The 19,786-nt window shown below is 64.1% G+C and carries 14 protein-coding genes; 9 read left to right on the forward strand and 5 right to left on the reverse strand.

Going from position 1 to position 19,786, the window contains the following annotated elements; translation table 11 throughout:
- Positions 1-2 precede the first annotated feature (2 nt).
- Complete coding sequence (locus ABLE85_RS11520; protein ID WP_348792860.1) at positions 3-1,136, reverse strand: aminomethyltransferase family protein; 1,134 nt, start codon at positions 1,134-1,136, stop codon at positions 3-5.
- Positions 1,137-1,494: 358 nt separating this feature from the next.
- Between ABLE85_RS11520 and ABLE85_RS11525 the strand changes: the two genes are divergently transcribed.
- From ABLE85_RS11525 to ABLE85_RS11565, 9 genes are all read left to right on the forward strand, one after another.
- Positions 1,495-2,391 (forward strand): glutamine amidotransferase family protein, encoded by an 897-nt coding sequence (locus tag ABLE85_RS11525; protein ID WP_348792861.1) that lies wholly within the window; start codon positions 1,495-1,497, stop codon positions 2,389-2,391.
- 4 nt (positions 2,392-2,395) lie between these two features.
- Complete coding sequence (locus tag ABLE85_RS11530; protein WP_348792862.1) at positions 2,396-3,130, forward strand: GXGXG domain-containing protein; 735 nt, start codon at positions 2,396-2,398, stop codon at positions 3,128-3,130.
- A 12-nt stretch (positions 3,131-3,142) separates the two neighbouring features.
- The gene (locus ABLE85_RS11535) at positions 3,143-4,471 is read left to right on the forward strand and encodes an FMN-binding glutamate synthase family protein (RefSeq protein WP_348792863.1); all 1,329 of its coding nucleotides are present in this window, start codon (positions 3,143-3,145) and stop codon (positions 4,469-4,471) included.
- A gap of 27 nt (positions 4,472-4,498) precedes the next feature.
- Positions 4,499-5,842, forward strand: a complete 1,344-nt coding sequence (glnT, locus tag ABLE85_RS11540) for a type III glutamate--ammonia ligase (protein ID WP_348792864.1) — start codon at positions 4,499-4,501, stop codon at positions 5,840-5,842.
- Between the two features lie 48 nt (positions 5,843-5,890).
- Positions 5,891-7,144 carry a sarcosine oxidase subunit beta family protein gene (locus ABLE85_RS11545; RefSeq protein WP_348792865.1) on the forward strand — a complete coding sequence of 418 codons (1,254 nt, stop codon included), beginning with the start codon at positions 5,891-5,893 and terminating at the stop codon, positions 7,142-7,144.
- 17 nt (positions 7,145-7,161) lie between these two features.
- Positions 7,162-7,494 carry a sarcosine oxidase subunit delta gene (locus ABLE85_RS11550; RefSeq protein WP_348792866.1) on the forward strand — a complete coding sequence of 111 codons (333 nt, stop codon included), beginning with the start codon at positions 7,162-7,164 and terminating at the stop codon, positions 7,492-7,494.
- Positions 7,494-10,475, forward strand: a complete 2,982-nt coding sequence (locus tag ABLE85_RS11555; protein WP_348792867.1) for a sarcosine oxidase subunit alpha — start codon at positions 7,494-7,496, stop codon at positions 10,473-10,475. The genes ABLE85_RS11550 and ABLE85_RS11555 overlap by 1 nt, the downstream gene beginning before the upstream one ends.
- Positions 10,468-11,109, forward strand: a complete 642-nt coding sequence (locus ABLE85_RS11560) for a sarcosine oxidase subunit gamma family protein (RefSeq protein WP_348792868.1) — start codon at positions 10,468-10,470, stop codon at positions 11,107-11,109. The genes ABLE85_RS11555 and ABLE85_RS11560 overlap by 8 nt, the downstream gene beginning before the upstream one ends.
- Positions 11,110-11,232: 123 nt before the next feature.
- Positions 11,233-11,802 carry a DUF2380 domain-containing protein gene (locus tag ABLE85_RS11565; protein ID WP_348792869.1) on the forward strand — a complete coding sequence of 190 codons (570 nt, stop codon included), beginning with the start codon at positions 11,233-11,235 and terminating at the stop codon, positions 11,800-11,802.
- A gap of 100 nt (positions 11,803-11,902) precedes the next feature.
- Here the strand turns inward: ABLE85_RS11565 and ABLE85_RS11570 are convergent, their stop codons facing one another.
- The 4 genes from ABLE85_RS11570 to ABLE85_RS11585 all read right to left on the reverse strand — a co-directional run bounded on the left by ABLE85_RS11570 (position 11,903) and on the right by ABLE85_RS11585 (position 19,627).
- Entirely contained in the window at positions 11,903-13,582 is a 1,680-nt protein-coding gene (locus ABLE85_RS11570; protein ID WP_348792870.1) for a formate--tetrahydrofolate ligase, read from the reverse strand.
- 297 nt (positions 13,583-13,879) lie between these two features.
- The gene (locus tag ABLE85_RS11575; RefSeq protein ID WP_348792871.1) at positions 13,880-15,595 is read right to left on the reverse strand and encodes an APC family permease; all 1,716 of its coding nucleotides are present in this window, start codon (positions 15,593-15,595) and stop codon (positions 13,880-13,882) included.
- 277 nt (positions 15,596-15,872) lie between these two features.
- Positions 15,873-17,093, reverse strand: a complete 1,221-nt coding sequence (locus ABLE85_RS11580; protein ID WP_348792872.1) for an HPP family protein — start codon at positions 17,091-17,093, stop codon at positions 15,873-15,875.
- Between the two features lie 164 nt (positions 17,094-17,257).
- The gene (locus tag ABLE85_RS11585; RefSeq protein ID WP_348792873.1) at positions 17,258-19,627 is read right to left on the reverse strand and encodes a DUF1989 domain-containing protein; all 2,370 of its coding nucleotides are present in this window, start codon (positions 19,625-19,627) and stop codon (positions 17,258-17,260) included.
- Positions 19,628-19,786 lie beyond the last annotated feature (159 nt).

The raw sequence follows: 19,786 nt of genomic DNA on the forward strand, positions 1-19,786 counted from the left end.
CTTCAACCCTTCGCGGTGCGCTTCAGCTTCTTCGGGTCGTCGAAGGGCAATGTGTGGGCGATAGCCTTGATCTTGCCGTTCTGGTTGTGGATTTCGAGCGGCGTGCCCTGCACCGCGCAGTCGACATCGAGGCGGGCAATGCCCATCGACTTCTTGACCAGCGGCGAATACATCGCGCAAGTGACCACGCCCACCTTCTTGCCGTCGCGATAGACGGGCGCGCCCTCGTCGGCCGGCTGCTCGCCTTCCAGCAGTACGCCGAAGATCTTGAAGCGCTCCTTGCCTCTCAGCCGGTAGTGCTCCTCGGCACCACGGAAGCCGGTCTTGCCGGGGCTGACAGTGAAGTCGAGGCCGAGCTCCCACAGCGTGTCGCCGGGGCCTTCGTTCTCGAACGGGTATTTCTGCGAGTTGTCGTAAGGGTAGAACAGCAGGTAGCTTTCCACGCGCAGCATATCGAGCGTGGTGAAGCGCGTCGGGATGATGCCCATGTCCGCGCCGTCTTCGAGGATCGCGTCCCAGACGGCGGGCGCATCCTGGCCGCGGCAGAAGATCTCGTAGCCGCGCTCGCCGGTGTAGCCGGTGCGCGAGATCATCACCGGGAAACCGAACAGACGCGTCTGCATGTGATGGAAGTAGTTGAGGTCGCGGATGCCGGGGACGTGCTTGGCCAGGAAGTCGACCGCCACCGGCCCCTGCAACGACAGGTCATGCAGATTGTCGTCGAAGCGGATCGAGACATCGCGGCCCATGGCGGCGCGGGTCAGTTCCTCATGGCCGGTGCCCGAACCGTGCACCACCATCCAGGAGTTCGGGCCCATCCGATAGAGGATGCAGTCGTCGGTGAACTTGCCGGCATCGTTGAGCATGCAGGCGTAGGCCGATTTGCCTGGGTAGATCTTCTCTACGTCGCGCGTAGTTGCCAGGTCGATGATGTGGGAGGCGTGCGGACCGTTGATGTGCACCTTCTTCAGTCCGGAAACGTCCATCAGCCCGGCCTTGGTGCGGATCGCGATGTATTCTTCGTTCGCGTCCTTGTCATAGGTCCAAGCAGTGCCCATGCCGCTCCAATCTTCAAGCTTGGAACCAAGGGCGCGATGGCGATCCGCCAAAGTCGAAAATCTCCACGACACCGTCATCTACTTCATCCTCCCATTTCAATAAATGTTCTTCTTCGTTTCACCTGAAGGGCGAAAACGCTGAGAAGTGGATCGACGGTGATACTGACGCAAAATTCCAAACGTGCAATACTGTAGTGCAAAAATTATTATTCGCAGGCAAACTCTATGCGTCGAGAAGCCTTCGAAGGGGATCGAATCGGTGCCTGAGGAAGGAGAGTTGCGGGAGGCGTGGGGTGCACGCGATGGGGGCCTGTGCGCCCCCGTCCCGCATCATGCTCTTTCTTTTCTATGATGAAAAAAAAATTCATGACGGTTGAATTTAGCCTGCAAAGCTGCTAGCCATTACGGTAGAAAAATACCAAGGAGGTGGAAGCCGATGTGTGGCATTGTCGGACTGTTTCTCAAGGACAAGTCGCTAGAGCCGCAACTGGGTGCCATGCTGTCGGAGATGCTTGTTCTGCTCACCGATCGTGGCCCTGACAGTGCGGGTATCGCGATCTACGGATCGCCGGAAAAGAACCAGGGCAAGATCACGATCCAGTCGCCGTCGCCGGAGCGCGACTTTGCGGGGTTGGATCAGGAAATCTCGAAAAAGATTGGCGCGGCCGTCAAGATGGCGGTGAAGTCGACTCATGCCGTTCTGGAAGTGCCGGTCGAGAAGCTCGACGCCGTGCGCGGCGCCGTTGCTGAACTGCGCCCCAATGCACGCGTGATGGGCGTGGGCGAGGCGATCGAGATCTATAAGGAAGTGGGTCTGCCGGAGAAGGTTGCCGAACGCTTCGAGGTTTCGAAGATGAGCGGAACGCACGGCATCGGCCACACTCGTATGGCGACTGAATCGGCTGTGACCACGATGGGTGCGCATCCGTTCTCGACCGGGCCCGACCAGTGCCTGGTGCACAACGGCTCGCTGTCCAACCACAACAACGTCCGTCGCGAACTGCGGCGCGAAGGCATGACCTTCGAGACCGAGAACGACACCGAGGTTGCGGCTGCCTATCTGTCGCACAAGATCGCTGGTGGCATGGCTCTCGGGGAGGCGCTGGAGTCGAGCCTGAACGATCTCGACGGCTTCTTCACCTTCGTGGTGGGCACCAAGAACGGCTTCGGTGTGGTGCGCGATCCGATCGCCTGCAAGCCTGCCGTGCTTGCCGAAACTGACCAGTATGTGGCGTTCGGTTCGGAGTACCGGGCGCTGGCCAACCTGCCGGGCATCGAACAGGCCAAGGTATGGGAGCCCGAGCCGTCCACCGTCTATTTCTGGGAGCACTGAGACGATGCCTACATCCAATCTTGCAACGGCACCGCGCGAGTCGAGCTACGCGTCCAGGGTTGTCGATCTTGCCGAGGTTCCTCTGCGGGAGCTCAACCAGGCGCTCCACGAGATCGATAGCGGGTCGAACGAGACCGCGTGGGAAGTGCTGAATCCCAAGGGCAATCACGCGGTCGCGGTTGGCGTCAATGCGCCGATCAGCGTCGATGTTCGCGGAAGCGTCGGCTACTACTGCGGCGGCATGAACCAGCAGGGCACCATCACGGTGCACGGCTCTGCGGGTCCGGGCGTCGGTGAAAACATGATGTCGGGCGCCATCGTCGTGAAGGGCGATGCCAGTCAGTATGCAGGAGCTACCGGGCGCGGTGGCCTGCTTGTCATCGAAGGCAACGCCTCGTCGCGCTGCGGCATCTCGATGAAGGGCATCAACATCGTCGTTCGCGGCAATGTCGGCCATATGTCCGCCTTTATGGCGCAGTCGGGTAACCTCGTGGTTCTGGGCGATGCCGGCGACGCGCTGGGCGACTCCATCTACGAAGCGCGCCTTTTCGTGCGCGGCAAGGTGAAGAGCCTTGGTGCCGACTGCATCGAGAAGGAGATGCGCCCCGAGCACATCGCGATCCTCAAGGATCTCCTGGAGCGTGCAGGCATGACCGATGTGAAGCCTGAAGAGTTCAAGCGCTACGGTTCCGCGCGCACGCTCTACAATTTCAACATCGACAACGCCGACGCGTACTGAGGTAAGATAGATATGAGCTACCACAATCCTCCGACCACACCGCGCAAGTCGTCGACGTTTGATGATTACGCAATGTCGGAAATCCGCCGTGCGGCCGCCACGGGCATCTACGACATCCGCGGCTCCGGCGCCAAGCGCAAGGTTCCGCATTTCGACGATCTGCTGTTCCTGGGTGCTTCGATTTCTCGCTACCCGCTCGAGGGCTATCGCGAGAAGTGCGAAACCAAGGTTGTGCTCGGCACGCGCTTTGCCAAGAAGCCGATCGAACTGAAGATCCCGATCACCGTCGCCGGCATGAGCTTCGGCTCGCTGTCCGGCCCGGCCAAGGAAGCACTGGGTCGCGGCGCCACGATTGCGGGCACGTCGACGACCACCGGTGACGGCGGCATGACCGAGGAAGAGCGCGGCCATTCCCAGACCCTGGTCTACCAGTACCTCCCGTCGCGCTATGGCATGAACCCGCGCGATCTGCGCCGCGCCGACGCCATCGAAGTGGTGGTCGGTCAGGGCGCCAAGCCCGGCGGCGGCGGCATGCTGCTCGGCCAGAAGATCTCCGACCGCGTCGCCGAGATGCGTACGCTGCCGAAGGGCATCGACCAGCGCTCGGCCTGCCGTCATCCGGACTGGACCGGCCCGGACGATCTCGAGATCAAGATCCTTGAGCTCCGCGAGATCACCGATTGGGAAAAGCCGATCTACGTCAAGGTTGGCGGTGCGCGCCCCTATTACGACACCGCGCTCGCGGTGAAGGCAGGTGCCGACGTCGTCGTTCTCGACGGCATGCAGGGCGGCACGGCCGCCACGCAGGAAGTGTTCATCGAGCATGTCGGCCAGCCTCTCCTGGCCTGCATCAGGCCGGCGGTACAGGCGCTGCAGGACCTCGGCATGCACCGCAAGGTGCAGCTGATCGTGTCAGGCGGCATCCGCAACGGTGCGGATGTGGCCAAGGCGCTGGCGCTCGGCGCCGACGCGGTTTCGATTGGTACGGCGGCGCTCATCGCGCTCGGCGACAACGATCCGCGCTGGGAGGAAGAGTATCGCAAGCTCGGCTCTACCGCCGGGGCCTACGATGACTGGCATGAAGGAAAAGACCCTGCAGGTATTACCACGCAGGATCCGGAACTGATGAAACGTGTCGATCCGATCGCCGCGGGCCGGCGACTGGCCAACTACCTGAAGGTGATGACGCTGGAGGCACAGACGATCGCTCGCGCTTGCGGCAAAAACCATGTGCACAATCTGGAGCCCGAAGATCTGTGCGCACTGACCATCGAGGCCGCCGCCATGTCCGGCGTCCCGCTTGCAGGAACGAACTGGGTACCGGGGAAAAACACTTTCTGACCAATAACTACCGGGAGGAGCACATAAATGGGAACGGCTTTCGAGACTAAACTCGACCATACTAAAACGACTGACCTCGCCGAGTTCGCGAAGGCGAGGGACGTCAAGTACTTCATGGTTACCTATACCGACCTGTTTGGCAGCCAGAGGGCCAAACTCGTTCCGGCGCGGGCCATTGCCGATATGCAGAAAGACGGAGCCGGCTTTGCCGGCTTCGCGACGTGGATGGACCTGACGCCGGCCCATCCCGACATGCTCGCGGTGCCGGATCCGAGCTCGGTGATCCAGCTGCCGTGGAAGCCCGAAGTAGCCTGGCTGGCCTCCGACTGCGTCATGGAAGGCAAAAGCGTCGAGCAGGCGCCGCGCAACACGCTGAAGCGCCTTATCGCTGAGGCGGCTAAGGAAGGCCTTCGTGTCAAGACCGGCATCGAGCCGGAATTCTTCCTGACCACGCCCGACGGCAAGATGATTGCCGACTCGTATGACACCGCGAACAAGCCCTGCTACGACCAGCAGGCGGTCATGCGCCGCTACGACATCATCGCCGAAGTCGCCGACGCCATGCTGGACCTCGGCTGGGAGCCGTATCAGAACGACCACGAGGACGCCAACGGGCAGTTCGAAATGAACTGGGCCTATGACGACACGCTGGCGACCGCCGACAAGTACTCCTTCTTCAAGTTCATGATGAAGACCGTTGCCGAAAAGCACGGTCTGCGCGCCACCTTCATGCCCAAGCCGTTCCCCACGCGTACCGGTAACGGCTGCCATGCCCATATCTCGGTGTGGGATCTTGACGGCCAGGTGAACATGTTCGCCGACCGCAATTCTTCGGACGGCCTGTCGGAGAAGGGCATGCACTTCCTGGGCGGCATCATCAAGCACGCCCCGGGGCTCACCGCGATCACCAACCCGACCGTGAATTCCTACAAGCGCATCAACGCGCCGCGTACGACTTCGGGGGCGACCTGGGCTCCCAACACGGTGACCTGGACCGGCAACAACCGCACGCACATGGTACGCGTGCCTGGCCCGGGCCGCTTTGAGCTCCGCCTGCCTGATGGCGCGGCCAACCCCTATCTGATGCAGGCTGTCATCATCGCGGCCGGCCTCAGCGGCATCCGTGCCAAGGCCGATCCCGGCCCGCGCAGCGACATCGACATGTACAAGGACGGCCACACCGTGACGCACGGCTCGAAGCTGCCCCTGAACCTGCTCGACGCCCTGCGTGAACTCGACAAGGACACCGAGCTGAAGGGGCTGATGGGCGAGGAGTTCACGCGCGGCTTCATCAAGCTGAAGACGCAGGAGTGGAACTCCTACGCAAGCCAGCTCACCCAGTGGGAACTCGACAACACCCTCGACTGCTAACTTGCTTCGGAAACGGAAATTGCAGGCCTTTTCGCGGAAAACACGGTGATGAAGTACTCAATTTTTTCGCTCGCGAAGGCGGCGCTTTCTGGTCACAAGGGGTGGGGGCGTGCCTGGCGGGACGCCCCTCCCAAGTCTCACTATGACGTGGTGATTATCGGCGGCGGCGGCCATGGGCTTGCCACCGCCTACCACCTCGCCCATCAATACGGCATCCGCAACGTTGCGGTGCTGGAGAAGGGGTGGATCGGTTCCGGCAATGCCGGCCGCAACACCACCATCATCCGCTCCAACTACGGTCTCCCCGGCAACACGGGCTTCTACGAACTTTCGATGAAGCTGTGGGAGCGTATGGAGCAGGATCTCAATTACAATGCGATGGTCAGCCAGCGCGGCATCGTGAATCTCTATCATTCCGATGCGCAGCGCGACGCCTTCGCGCGCCGCGGCAACACCATGCGCATCAACGGCATCGATGCCGAATTGCTCGATCGTGCGCAGATCCAGCAGATGATGCCGTTCCTGAATTTCGACAACGCACGCTTCCCCATCCAGGGCGGGCTTCTGCAGCGCCGTGCCGGCACGGCCCGTCATGACGCCGTGGTCTGGGGCTATGCGCGCGCCGCCGACCTGCTCGGCGTGGACATCATCCAGAACTGCGAGGTCACCGGCTTCGTCCGCGACCACAACGGCAAGGTGACTGGCGTGGAAACGTCCCGCGGCCGCATCGGCGCCGGCAAGGTCGGCATGGCGGTTGCCGGCAGCACCTCGCGGGTTGCTGGCATGGCAGGCCTCAGGCTGCCCATCGAGAGCCATGTGCTGCAGGCCTTCGTGTCGGAGGCAATCAAGCCGCTCATCCCGGGCGTCATCACTTTCGGCGCTGGCCACTTCTATGTCAGCCAGTCCGACAAGGGCGGCCTGGTCTTCGGCGGCGATCTCGACGGCTACAACTCCTACGCCCAGCGCGGCAACATGCCTGTCATGGAAGACGTTTGCGAAGGCGGCATGGCGCTGATGCCGATGATCGGCCGCATCCGACTGCTGCGCCAGTGGGGCGGCATCATGGATATGTCCATGGACGGCACGCCCATCATCGACAAGACGCCGGTCGACGGCCTCTATCTCAACGCCGGCTGGTGTTATGGCGGCTTCAAGGCGACGCCGGCTTCCGGCCTGGTCTTCGCGCATCTGCTGGCGACCGACACGCCACACGAGGAGGCGAAACGCTTCCGTCTCGACCGGTTCGAACGTGGCGCGATGATCGACGAGAAGGGCCAGGGCGCCCAACCAAATCTGCACTGAAAGCGAGGCAGACGGAAATGCGCATTGCATGTCCCTTTTGCGGCGAACGCGAGAACGGCGAATTCACCTATCTGGGCGACGCCAAGCCGAAGCGCCCGGCCATCACGGCCGTTGACGCGGGCAAGGGCTCCGAAGGCGAGCAGGATGTCTTCTACGACTACGTCTACCTGCGCGACAACGTCGCCGGCGTGATGAGCGAATACTGGTATCACGGTGGCGGTTGCCGCTCCTGGCTGGTCGTCGAGCGCAACACCCTGACCCATGAAATCAGCTCCGTGCGTGCCGCTCCCGGCACCGGGGCGGCCGCCGCCAAGGCTGGCTCGGAATACGCGAAGGCAGGTGCAGAATAATGGCATCGCATCAATCCCACCGGCTTCCCAAGGGCGGCCTGGTCGACCGGACCAAGGCAGTCGACTTCACCTTCGACGGCAAGCGGATGACCGGCTATGCCGGCGACACGCTGGCCTCGGCGCTGGTCGCCAACGGCGTGACGCTTGTCGGCCGTTCCTTCAAGTACCACCGCCCGCGCGGCATCCTGACCGCCGGCCCAGAAGAGCCGAATGCGCTCGTGGAACTGCGCACCGGCGCGCGGCGCGAACCCAACACCAAGGCGACCACGGTCGAGCTCTATGACGGGCTGGTTGCGTTGAGCCAGAACCGCTGGCCTTCGCTCGCCTTCGACGTCATGTCGGTCAATTCGCTGGCGTCGCCGATCTTTGTCGCCGGCTTCTACTACAAGACCTTCATGTGGCCGGCGAAGTTCTGGGAGTCGCTCTACGAGCCCGCCATCCGCCGGGCTGCCGGCCTCGGCCGTCCAAGCGGCGTGGCCGACCCCGATCACTATGACAAGGCATGGGCGCATTGCGACGTGCTGGTGGTCGGTTCCGGTCCGACCGGCATTGCTGCCGCACTTGCCGCCGGCCGTACCGGTGCACGCGTCATCCTGGCCGAGGAAGACCGCATCGCTGGCGGCCGCCTCAACAGCGACGGCGGCGAGATCGACACCATGCCGGCTGCCGAGTGGCTGGCCAGCGCGCTTGCCGAACTCGAAGGCGCGCCCAATGTCCGCGTGATGACGCGCACGGCAGTGTTCGGCGTTTATGACGGTGGCGTCTATGGTGCGCTGGAACGCGTCAATGACCATGTTCCTGTGCCGGCAAAGCACCAGGTGCGCCAGCGCCTGTGGCGCATCGTGGCCAAGCGCTGCGTCGTAGCGGCGGGCGCAAGCGAGCGGCCGATCGTGTTCCCCGGCAACGACCGGCCCGGCGTGATGATGGCTTCGGCCGTGCGCACCTATATCGAGCGCTTCGCGGCTGCCCCGGGTCAGCGTCTGGCGCTGTTCACCAACAATGACGACGGCTGGAAGACGGTCGAGACTGCGCACCGGGCCGGACTCGGAATCGCGGCCGTCATCGACTCGCGCGGCGAGGTTCCGCAGCAGTACCGGTCGCTGGCGCAGCAAGGCGGTTTTTCCGTTCTCAACGGCACGGTCTCCGGCGTGCGCGGCAGCAAGTCGGGCGTCACCGGGGTTGATGTCGCTCTCGTCGGTGGCGGTAGTGCCAACGTGGCTGCCGATGTCCTGGCCATGTCTGGCGGCTGGAACCCGTCCGTCGGTCTTGCCTCGCATCATCGCGGCCGGCCGAAATGGCGCGACGACATCGCCGCCTTCGTGCCGGAGGGCTGCCCGCCCGGAATGTCGGTAGCAGGCGCTGCCAATGGCGACCTGTCGCTCGGCGCTTGCCTGCGCAGCGGTCATGCGGCCGGGTTTGCAGCGGCGGCCGAGTGCGGCCATGCTGGCGCGAACCACTCGGCACCTGCCGCGACCGACGAGAGCTCGGCAATCGCAGCGCTGTGGCACGTCGAGGGCAAGCAGAAGGCCTTCGTCGACTTCCAGCACGACGTCACGGCTTCCGATGTGGCGCTGGCGCAGCGCGAAGGCTTCGAGTCGGTCGAGCACCTGAAGCGCTACACCACGCTCGGCATGGCCACCGACCAGGGCAAGAACTCCAACGTGACCGGCCTCGCGATCATGGCCGAATTGACCGGCCGCTCGATCCAGCAGACGGGCACGACCATCTATCGCCCGCCGCATGTGCCGGTGGCGATCGGCGCGTTCGCCGGTCATCATCGCGAGGAGAGCTTCCATTCCACCCGTCTGGCTCCTTCGCACCACTGGGCCGCAGAGCGCGGCGCGGTGTTCGTCGATACCGGCCTCTGGAAGCGCGCGCAGTGGTATCCGCTGCCCGGCGAGAAGGACTGGCTGACCTCGGTCACCCGCGAGGTTCTGGCCGTGCGCAACGGCGTCGGCTTCTGCGACGTCTCCACGCTCGGCAAGATCGACGTGATGGGCAAGGACGCCGGCACCTTCCTCGACCGCGTCTACATCAATGCCTTCTCCTCGCTGGGCGTCGGCAAGGCCCGCTACGGCCTGATGCTGCGCGAGGATGGCATCGTCATGGATGACGGCACCACCTCGCGGCTCGCGGAGGACCACTATTTCCTCACCACCACCACGGCCAAGGCCGGGCCGGTGATGCAGCATCTCGAATTCTGCCGGCAGGTTCTGTGGCCCGAGCTCGACGTGCAGCTCACCTCCTGTACCGACCAGTGGGCGACCTTCTCCATCGCCGGACCCAAGACCCGCGACCTCCTGCGCGAGATCGTGGATCCCGCGGAAGACCTGTCGAACGAGGGCTTCCCGTTCATGGGCGTGCGGGAAGTACAGCTTCGCGGTGGCATGTTTGCGCGGCTGTACCGCATCTCCTTCTCCGGCGAGATGGCGTTCGAGATTTCGGTGCCGGCCCGCTATGGGGATGCGCTGGCGCGCAACCTGATGATCGCGGGCGAGCCTTTCGGCGTGACGCCCTATGGCACCGAAGCGCTTGGCGTCATGCGCATCGAAAAAGGCCATGTGGCCGGACCGGAGCTCAACGGCACGACGACGGCGGACGACCTCGGCCTCGGCAAGATGATGTCCAAGAAGAAGGATTTCGTTGGCCGCGTCATGGCCGGGCGCGAGGGGCTGGTTGCGCCTAACCGCCAGGTGGTCGTGGGTCTGAAACCCGTCGACAAGGCGCAGCGGCTGCGTTCGGGCGCCCATATCATCCCGAAGGGCGCGGCCGTTGGCCCGGAAACCGACCAGGGCTACGTCACCTCCGTCTGCCACTCGCCGATGCTCGGCCAGTGGATCGGCCTTGGCCTCGTCGAACGTGGACGCGAGCGCATCGGCGAGATCGTGCGCGCGCACGATCCGCTGCGTGGCGAAGACTACGAAGTCGAAATCTGCAATCCGGTCTTCTACGATCCCGAAGGAGGACGTCAGCGTGGCTGAATTTGTCTGGACCGCTCGTTCCGCGCTGCACCAGGCCGTCGTTCCCGGCACCCTTGGTGCAATGACGGCAGGCGCCGGCGTGGTTCTCACCGAAATCCGCGATTTCGACCTCGTGCAGATCATGGCCCGGCGCGGCCAATGGGAAGCGACTGCGAAGGCGGTCAAGGCGCATTTTGGCGTCGCCGCCCCGGCCGTGCGGACGGTCGCTGCCGCCAAGACCGCGACGCTGATCTGGTCGGGAGCCGACCAGTTGATGGCGCTGTCGCCGCGCGCGGCCGGTGCTTCCCAGCCCGTCAATGCGCTGCGCCCCGTTTTCGAAGACGTGGCTTCCCTGTCCGACCAGTCCGATGGCCGTTGCCTGATCCGTATGTCGGGACCACGGGTGCGCGAGATGCTGGCCAAGCTGTCCTCCGTGGATCTGCATGATGGCATGTTCCCGGTCGGCGCTGCGGCCGCCACCTCGATCGACCACACGGCGGTCAATCTGTGGCGCGAAGCGGATGCTGCCGACGGCTCGCCGGTCTTCAACGTTCTGGTATTCTCCAGCTTTGCCGACAGCCTCTGGGACACAATTGTCGACGCGGCGGCCGAATACGGCATCGAGGTCGCGAACCCCGCACGCCTCGCGGCCTGACAGCCGCCAGGCTTCCTTCCAAAGCAAAGGCCGACACCGGTTGCCGCCGGTGTCGGCCTTTCTATTTGGGGCCTTGATGGTGATCGGTCAGGCTGGCGCTGCCTGCACGGACAGGAGGCCTATATGGATAGCCGTGCCCGGAAACTCGAGCTCGGTCAGGAACGTTGGGCCGAGAGCCTGACGTCCATGGCTCGGCGTGCCGTGCTGGTTGCCCTCATGTGCCTGCTTGGCATTGCCGCGCTGACAAGTGCCCATGCGGCGGAGAACCGGCCCTCATTGGCGATTTCCGGTTTCTTCCTGATCGATACATCGGGCGAACAGCGCAACCAGACGGCGGAGCATGAAGCGCGGCTCAAGCGCTTCGACGACGTCATGCACGAGGAACTCGCCGGCAGCGGACGGTTTACGCTGGTAGAGATGAAATGCCCGCAGCCACGCTGCAGCGGTCAATCGATGACGATGGACGAGCTGTTGCGCTACGCCAGAGATGCCGGCGCGCGTTTCCTCGCTGTCGGTGCCATTGAAAAGATGAGCACGCTGGTACTCTGGGCGCGGCTTGAAGTCTATGACGTCGCTTCCCGCAAGATGGTCTTCAATCAGCTCTTCACGTTTCGCGGCGACAACGACGAAGCCTGGCAGCACGCGGCGCATTATGTGGCCAACGAGTTCATCAAGAACGCGCCGACGCAGTAGGGGCCAATCTTGGCAAGGCTCAGACAAAAACGCCGCGCGGGGTGGCCGCGCGGCGCTGAAGGGCAGGTGGGCCGGCGGCGACCGCCGGCCTGGTCCGGGCCTAGAACAGGCCCTCGATCTGGCCGTGTTCGTTGAGGAAGATCTTTTCCGACGACGGCACCTTGGGCAGGCCCGGCATGGTCATGATCTCGCCGCAGATGACGACGACGAAGCCGGCGCCGGCCGACAGCCGCACCTCGCGCACCGGCACGGTGTGGCCGGTCGGCGCGCCGCGCAGATTGGGGTCGGTCGAGAACGAGTACTGCGTCTTGGCCATGCACACCGGCAGGTGGCCGTAGCCCTGCTGCTCCCAGGCGTGCAGCTGGTCGCGCACGCTCTTGTCGGCGATCGCCTCGGAGCCGCGGTAGATGCGCTGGACGATGGTGTTGACCTTGTCGAACAGGCTCATCTCGTCGGGGTAGAGCGGCGCGAACTGCGCCGCACCGCTCTCGGCGAGCTGCACCACCTTGTGCGCCAGCGCCTCGATGCCGGCCGAGCCCTCGGCCCAGTGCTTGCACAGGATCGCCTCCTCGCCCATCGCGGCGACGAAGTCCTTGACCGCCTGGATCTCGGCTTCGGTGTCGGAGTGGAAGTGGTTGATCGCCACCACCGCCGGCACGCCGAACTGCTTGACGTTCTCGATGTGGCGGCCAAGGTTGGCGCAGCCCTTCTTCACCGCCTCGACGTTCTCGGCGCCGAGGTCTTCCTTCTTGACGCCGCCGTTCATCTTCAGCGCCCTGACCGTGGCGACGATCACCGCCGCCGCCGGCTTCAGGCCGGCCTTGCGGCACTTGATGTCGAAGAACTTTTCGGCGCCGAGATCGGCGCCGAAGCCGGCCTCGGTGACGACGTAGTCGGCGAGCTTCAAGGCGGTGGTGGTGGCCATCACCGAGTTGCAGCCATGCGCGATGTTGGCGAACGGGCCGCCATGCACGAAGGCCGGGTTGTTCTCCAGCGTCTGCACCAGGTTGGGCTGCATGGCGTCCTTGAGCAGCACCGTCATGGCGCCGTCGGCCTTGATGTCGCGGGCATAGACCGGCGATTTATCGCGGCGGTAGGCGATGATGATGTCGCCGAGGCGCTTCTCGAGGTCTTTCAGGTCGGTGGCCAGGCACAGGATCGCCATCACCTCGGAGGCGACGGTGATGTCGAAGCCGGCCTCGCGCGGATAGCCGTTGGCGACCCCGCCGAGCGAGCAGACGATCTCGCGCAGCGCGCGGTCGTTCATGTCCATGACCCGGCGCCAGGCGACGCGGCGGGTGTCGATGCCCTGCTCGTTGCCCCAGTAGATGTGGTTGTCGATCAGCGCCGACAGCAAATTGTGGGCGGTGGTGATGGCGTGGAAGTCGCCGGTGAAGTGGAGGTTCATGTCCTCCATCGGCACCACCTGGGCATAGCCGCCGCCGGCGGCCCCGCCCTTGACGCCGAAGTTGGGCCCGAGCGAGGCCTCGCGGATGCAGATCACCGCCTTTTTGCCGATGCGGTTCAAGCCGTCGCCGAGGCCGACGGTGGTGGTGGTCTTGCCCTCGCCGGCCGGGGTCGGGTTGATGGCGGTGACCAGGATCAGCTTGCCGTCCTTGTTGCCCTTGACCGACTGGATGAACTCGGCCGAGACCTTGGCCTTGTCGTGGCCGTAGGGCAGCAAATGCTCGTTGGCGATGCCGATCTTGGCGCCGATCTCCTGGATCGGCCGCTTCTTGGCGGCACGCGCTATTTCGATGTCTGTCTTGAATTCGGGCATCAGTCTCGCTCCCTTCGAACGTGAATTCAGTCTCTTGGTACGGCAAGCGCCTGGAGCAGGATGCAGTCCCGCGCCGTGGCAACATGCGCGATTATCTCACCCGAAGGCGGTCGCGCAGGCCTGGAATTTGGAAACCTCTCCTCTTGGGGACAGTTAGCCCTGCCGCTGCCGATGCGTCAACCTTCATGAAAGAAAATTTCATGTTAAGAATTATTTTTTGCCCTCGTCCTTGGTCGAAGAGGGACGAAAAAAGGCCGGCCTGGTGGCCGGCCTTCGTCTCCTAGGGACGCGTGAACGTCAGATCACGAAGAACCAGTTGGCGACGAGCACGACGGTCAGACCGGCCGCCAGCGTCAGGTAGGGCAGGATGCCCGCCTTGCGGTTCTTGAGGTCCTCCTGCTTGATGCCGAGGTCGTCCAGCATGTTCTCGGGGAACTTGCCGCCGTCCTGGATGTAGTGCCGATAGCAGAACACCGGGATGATCAGCGAGGCGGCGATGAGGCCGGCCCAGAGCGCCCAGGGGTTCCACACCTTGGCGCCGGCGCCCATGAACATGGCGTTGACGTAGGAGAGCATGCCGCCGACGGCGATCAGGATCGTTGGCGCCTTCCATGGCCGGTGGATATGGCCGTTGTCGATGCGGTGAATCCAGCCCGAGTTGAGGTTCAGGAAGTTGAAGATGATGTAGCCGCAGTTCGACACGGCAAGGATGAAGAAGTAGCTGGTGGCGTCGGCCGCAGCGATAGCCAGCAGGAACAGGTTGAAGACCAGGTCGGTCCACATCGCCGAGGTCGGCGCGCCGTGACCGTTGACATGGGCCAGATAGCGCGGCAGCCAGCCGTCGACGCCGCCCTGGTAGAGGGTGCGCGACGAGCCCGCCATGGCTGTCATGATCGCCAGCATCAGGGCGCAGATCATAAGCATCATCATGATGGCGGTGATGAAGCCGGAGCCGCCGACCATGCGTGCCATCGCCTGGCCCACGCCCGAGCCGTCGACGATCGGGTCGGCCAGCATGCCGTTGATGCCGAGCACGCCCTGGAAGGTGAATGGCACCAGCGTGTAGAGGAGCAGGCACAGCAGGCCCGAATAGAGGATCGCCCGAACAGTGTCGCGACCGGGGTTGCGGAATTCACTGGTGAAGCAGATCGACGTCTCGAAGGCGTAGGCCGACCAGGCGGCGATAAAGAGGCCGCCGAACACCAGCGTCCAGCCGGAGATGTTCCAGGTGCCCGGCTCTGCCGCATAGGCCTCTGCCAGCGGCACGAAGGGCGTGTAGTTGTCCCAGTTGATCTGGCCGGTGATGATCGGCACGATGCCCACGATGAGCATCGGGACGATGACGATCAGGCCGACATATTTCTGCACGCTGGCGGTGCCGAGAATGCCGCGATGCTGGATCGAGAAGGTGATCAGCATCAGGACGACGCCAATCCAGAACACCGAATTGAGCGAGAAGCTGACCGGCCCGAGCGTGCCGCTGTAGAGCGTCCATTCACGGATGGCTGGCGTGGCCGCCGCGGTCAGCGTTGCGATGGCGTCGGCCGCCGTCTTGCCGGCATTGGCCGGGTCGGCCAGCCAGGCGACGACTTCCGGTGAAGCGTCGGAGAAGCCGGGAATCGGGGCAAGGGCGTTGAGAATGTAGGCCGCCGCGATGGAGCAGCCGAGCGACAGAACCGGCGTCCAGGCCAGCCAGTTGCACCATACCGACAGCGGTGCGATGAACTTCGAGTAGCGCAGCCATGCGGTGGCCCCATAGACCGAGGCACCGCCCGACTTGCTGGGGAATAGACCGGCGATCTCGGCATAGGTGAAGGACTGGATCAGGCCGAGCGTGACCGAGGTCATCCAGATCACGAAGGCCAGCGTGCCGGTGGTTCCGGCGATGCCGCCGATCGAAAATAGAACAAGCGCAGGCACGCCGCTGGCCACCCAAAAGGCGCCGCGCCAGTCGATGGTGCGGTGCAATTGTCCTTCGGATGCGGGCGCCAACCCGCTGACTGTAGAACTCATCTCGAAAGTTCTCCCATTGTTTATCGATTGATATGTCCCCTGCGACCGTGTCGTTGCTGCCGGTTGCCCAGCTTTGCGAAGGTCGAAGCCGGCCTTTCCACACAGTCTTATTTTTTTCCCGGCAGTAAAGGATGGCATAGAGTGCCCTTGCGTCAAGCTCTTTGTTGCGCGCTAGAGACACATTCTCTGCCGAAAGGCATCGCAAGGCGTGCATGCGCAGGAATTGCACATGTTCGACGGGCGGCGGCCGGCTATCAAGTCAGCGGAGGGAGGATATTCAGGCGCCGGCGGCGCGGCGGGGCGGGGAGAAAGGCACGGTCGGCAAGGCGACCGACTCTTCCGACAGGCTGCCGCGATAAAGCGCGGCGATGAGGTCGGACTGGGTGACGATGCCGACGAGGTTTCGTGCGGTATCCGCGACGGGGAGATGGTGTAGCCCGGCATCGGCCATGACCGGCACAAGCGCGGTCACCGGGGTGTCCGGCGATGCGGTATGTACGGGGACCGTCATGATCTCGCCGACCGTCCTCTTCAGGCTCCGCCTGGGGCGCACAGCGCTGCGGAGGCGCCGGCCGAGGCCGAGATGAAGCTCTCCATTTGGGCCCCAGTTGGCACTTTCCATGAAATCGGTCTGGGTGACGATGCCGGCTATGCTGCGGTCCTCCGCGATCACCGGCAGGGCCTTGATATGATGCGCGCACAACAGGGCCCAGGCTTCGTGCAACGAGGTTTCGGCCGAGACCGTCGCCACGTCGCGCGACATGATGTCGGCGCAACGTATCTCGCCGAAGCGGCGATGATAGGCCTGCATCTCGGCCTCGTGCAGCAGCGCACCGAGATCGTCTCTGCTGACGTCGATCATCTCGCCATGGCGCTTCAGCGCCGCGTCGAGGTCGGCCGCGGTAAAGCCTACGCGCTGGCTTGGCAGCGGGTCGGCCGTGTTGTGCGGATTGGCTGCCGGAAGCGGCGCCAGATGCGGGTATCGGCGACCGGTGAGATTGTTGAAGGCCAGCGCCGCGGCAAGCATAAGCAGCGAATTCACGCCCACCGGCCACAGTGCAAAACTATAACCGGCCTCGTGTACGGCGGGACCACCGAGAACCGCCGTGAGCGCCACCGCGCCACTCGGCGGGTGCAGGCAGCGCAGCGCCAGCATGGCCCCGATCGCGAGGGCGACGGCGAGGGCGGCCGCAATGAGCAGGTCGTCGATCCACAGGGCGCAGCTGATGCCGATCATGGCCGCGATCATGTTGCCGCCGATGATCGACCAGGGCTGAGCCAGCGGGCTCGACGGAACCGCGAATAGCAGCACGGCGGAAGCGCCCATCGGGGCGATCAGAAGCGGGGATGCGCTGCTCGCGCCGACCGCCAGCTTGGTGATGAGCCCGGTGAGGAAAATGCCCACCAGCGCTCCGCAGCAGATGCGTACGCGCTCCAGCCGGCCGACGGGCGGCAGGGCCGGAAGCAGCCGTTTGAGCATGGACATTAAATCGGGCATGGGTCGGTTCGGCGTTGCGGAGGCGCAGTTACGCCCAACCGCATCATGATCGCAAGGAACCGTTTTGCCTGTGCGAGCGAGTTTGGGAAAAGGATGACTTTTCGGTCACACCCGGCGCTGGCGGGTAAAGGAAAACCCGCCGTCCGCCAGGGTATCCGGCCGCGTCAGGAACGCGGCCGTGTCTTCTGCGGGTCGTAGTGGGCGAAGGCCACGACGCGGGCCGGCAGGCGCTTCTGCTGGCCGTCGAGCTTGCCGATTTCCACTTCCGCGCCGATGTCGGCATGGGCAACGTCGAGCCGCGCCAGCGCGATGTTCTTGCCGAGCACCGGCGAGCGCATGGACGAGGTGATCTCGCCGATCTGGGCGCGACCGACATGCACGCAGTCGCCATGGCCGACGGCGACGTTGGCATCTATGTCGAGGCCGACCAGTTTGCGCGACGGGTGCTCCTTGCGGCGGATCAGGGCATCGCGGCCGATAAAGTCGTCGGTCTTGGTCTTCAGGGGCACGGTGAAGCCGATGCCGGCCTCAAACGGGTCGGTCTGGTCGGAGAAATCATAGCCGGCAAAGATAAGCCCGGCCTCGATGCGCACCATGTCCAGCGCATGCAGCCCCATCGGCTTGAGACCATGGGGCTGGCCGGCCTCCCACACGGCGTCGAACACCTTCTCGGCGTCGCGCGGATGGCACCAGATCTCGTAGCCGAGCTCGCCGGTATAGCCGGTGCGCGACACGACGATCGGCACGCCCTGCGAATCGCCGATACGTGCGATCGCGAAACGGAACCATTCGAGCTCGGCGATGGAGGGCTGGGCCGGCGAGGTCCAGATGATCTCCTTGAGGATGTCGCGGCTTTTCGGCCCCTGCACGGCGATGTTGTGCATCTGGTCGGTCGACGAGCGCACCATCACCTTCAGGCCGAGTTTTTCCGCGGTTTCGCGCAGCCAGATGCCGCTGTAATCGTCGCCGCCGATCCAGCGGAAATTGTCCTTGCCGAGCCGCAGCAGCGTGCCGTCGTCGATCATGCCGCCATGCTCGTAGCACATGGCGGTGTAGACGACCTGGCCGACGCCGAGCTTCTTGACGTCGCGGGTCAGCGTGTACTGCAGCAGCGCTTCCGAATCCGGCCCGGTGACTTCGAACTTGCGCAGCGGCGACAGGTCCATGACCACCGCCTTCTCGCGGCAGGCCCAGTATTCCTCGAGCGGGCCTTCCTTGGCGAAGGAATTGGCCAGCCAGTAGCCGCGGTATTCGACGAAGTTGCGGGTGTGCTTGGCGAAGCTGGAATGGAAAGCGGTTTCACGGGTCATCTTGGGCTCGGCATCCGGAGTCGTTCGTGTGGCAACGGCACGGGAGAATTTCTGCGCGCCCGAATAGGTCCGCACATGAATGTCGGTGAGGTTCCAGCCATTGGCCGGCGAGGTGTCGTCGGGGCAGGCGGAGGAGACGCAGACGATGTCGGTCAGGGCGCGCAACAACACGTAGTCGCCGGGCCGTGACCATGGCTCGTCCGAAAACATCACGCCGTGGGCGTCGATCCCGGTGTTGAAGAAGAAGTTGATCGCCATCCAGCCGGCGCGCGGATTGACGCCCTTGTCGGCCAGCGCGTTGTTGAAGTTCTGCGAGCAGTTGATGTGACCGGGATAGCCTATGTCGTCGTAATATTTGGCCGCGCACGCCAGCGCGAAGGCGTCGTGGCGGCCGCAGGTGTCCTGCACCACCTCGACCAGCGGCTCGAAATCCTGATCGTAATACTTCGAGTGCAGGCCGGGCATCGGATAGCTGGTGCCCATCAGCGTGCGCGTGGTGGTGACGTCGAGCGGATGGTCCTTGCCCTTGTCGAGCTTGCGCGCCGAAAAGCACTGGAAGTCGGTGCATTGGCGGCCATCGACATCGATGATCTGGATGAAGTCGCCAGCCTTGACGAAGTAGGAGCGGGCGGTCGCCGACTTCACGCGCAGATCCAGTACGGGGTCGGCGAGCGGGTCGGGCAGATCGGATTTTCCAGTCGGCCGGATGCGGGCGCGCTGCACCAGCATCAGCAGCGGCGTGGCGGTGTCGTGGCCGTCGACTGCCATGGGGCCGCCGGGTGCGGCCACCACCAGGCTACCGTCGCGGGCGACCGTGAAGGTCTCCTCCGTGCCCGGCGCGCTGGAACTGCCGAACAGGCGCACGGCCTCGGCCCGGGCTAGGTCGATCTTGCGTCGCTCCAGCCCCTTGCGGAAGCCGCCGAGGCTTTCATTCTCCTGCAAAAGCAACGCCTTGAGGCCGGCGGCGTCGGCATTGGCCTTGGTGCCGAGGATGCCCGCATCCGTTCTGCCGGCGGCATCGGCGGCGACGAGTTCGCAAGCCTGCCCGCCTTCGATGTCGCGGATGGTGACGCTGTCGCCCGCCTCGATGCTGATGAAGATCGCACCGGCGCCAGGCACCTGGTAGCGCTCCATCCCTTCCGGCAGGGCGAGCAATCCGGGAGTCCGGATGACGCTCGGGCGGGGAGGGCCCCCGGCAACGGTGGGGTAGGCGGCCTGCAGCATCACGACCTCCCGATCGGATTTTCTTGCCTGTAAAGAAATTTCAATTTCAAGAATAAGCAGCCCTGATCTTGGAGGCAACCCTGTAAATCGAACCTAGCATCGGAACCTGGAGTCGCGACAGGGTAGCCGAAAGTTGGAATGACGTTTTGTTGGATAGGT

The sequence above is a fragment of the Mesorhizobium sp. KR1-2 genome, from assembly GCF_040045035.1.
GTDB lineage: Bacteria > Pseudomonadota > Alphaproteobacteria > Rhizobiales > Rhizobiaceae > Pseudaminobacter.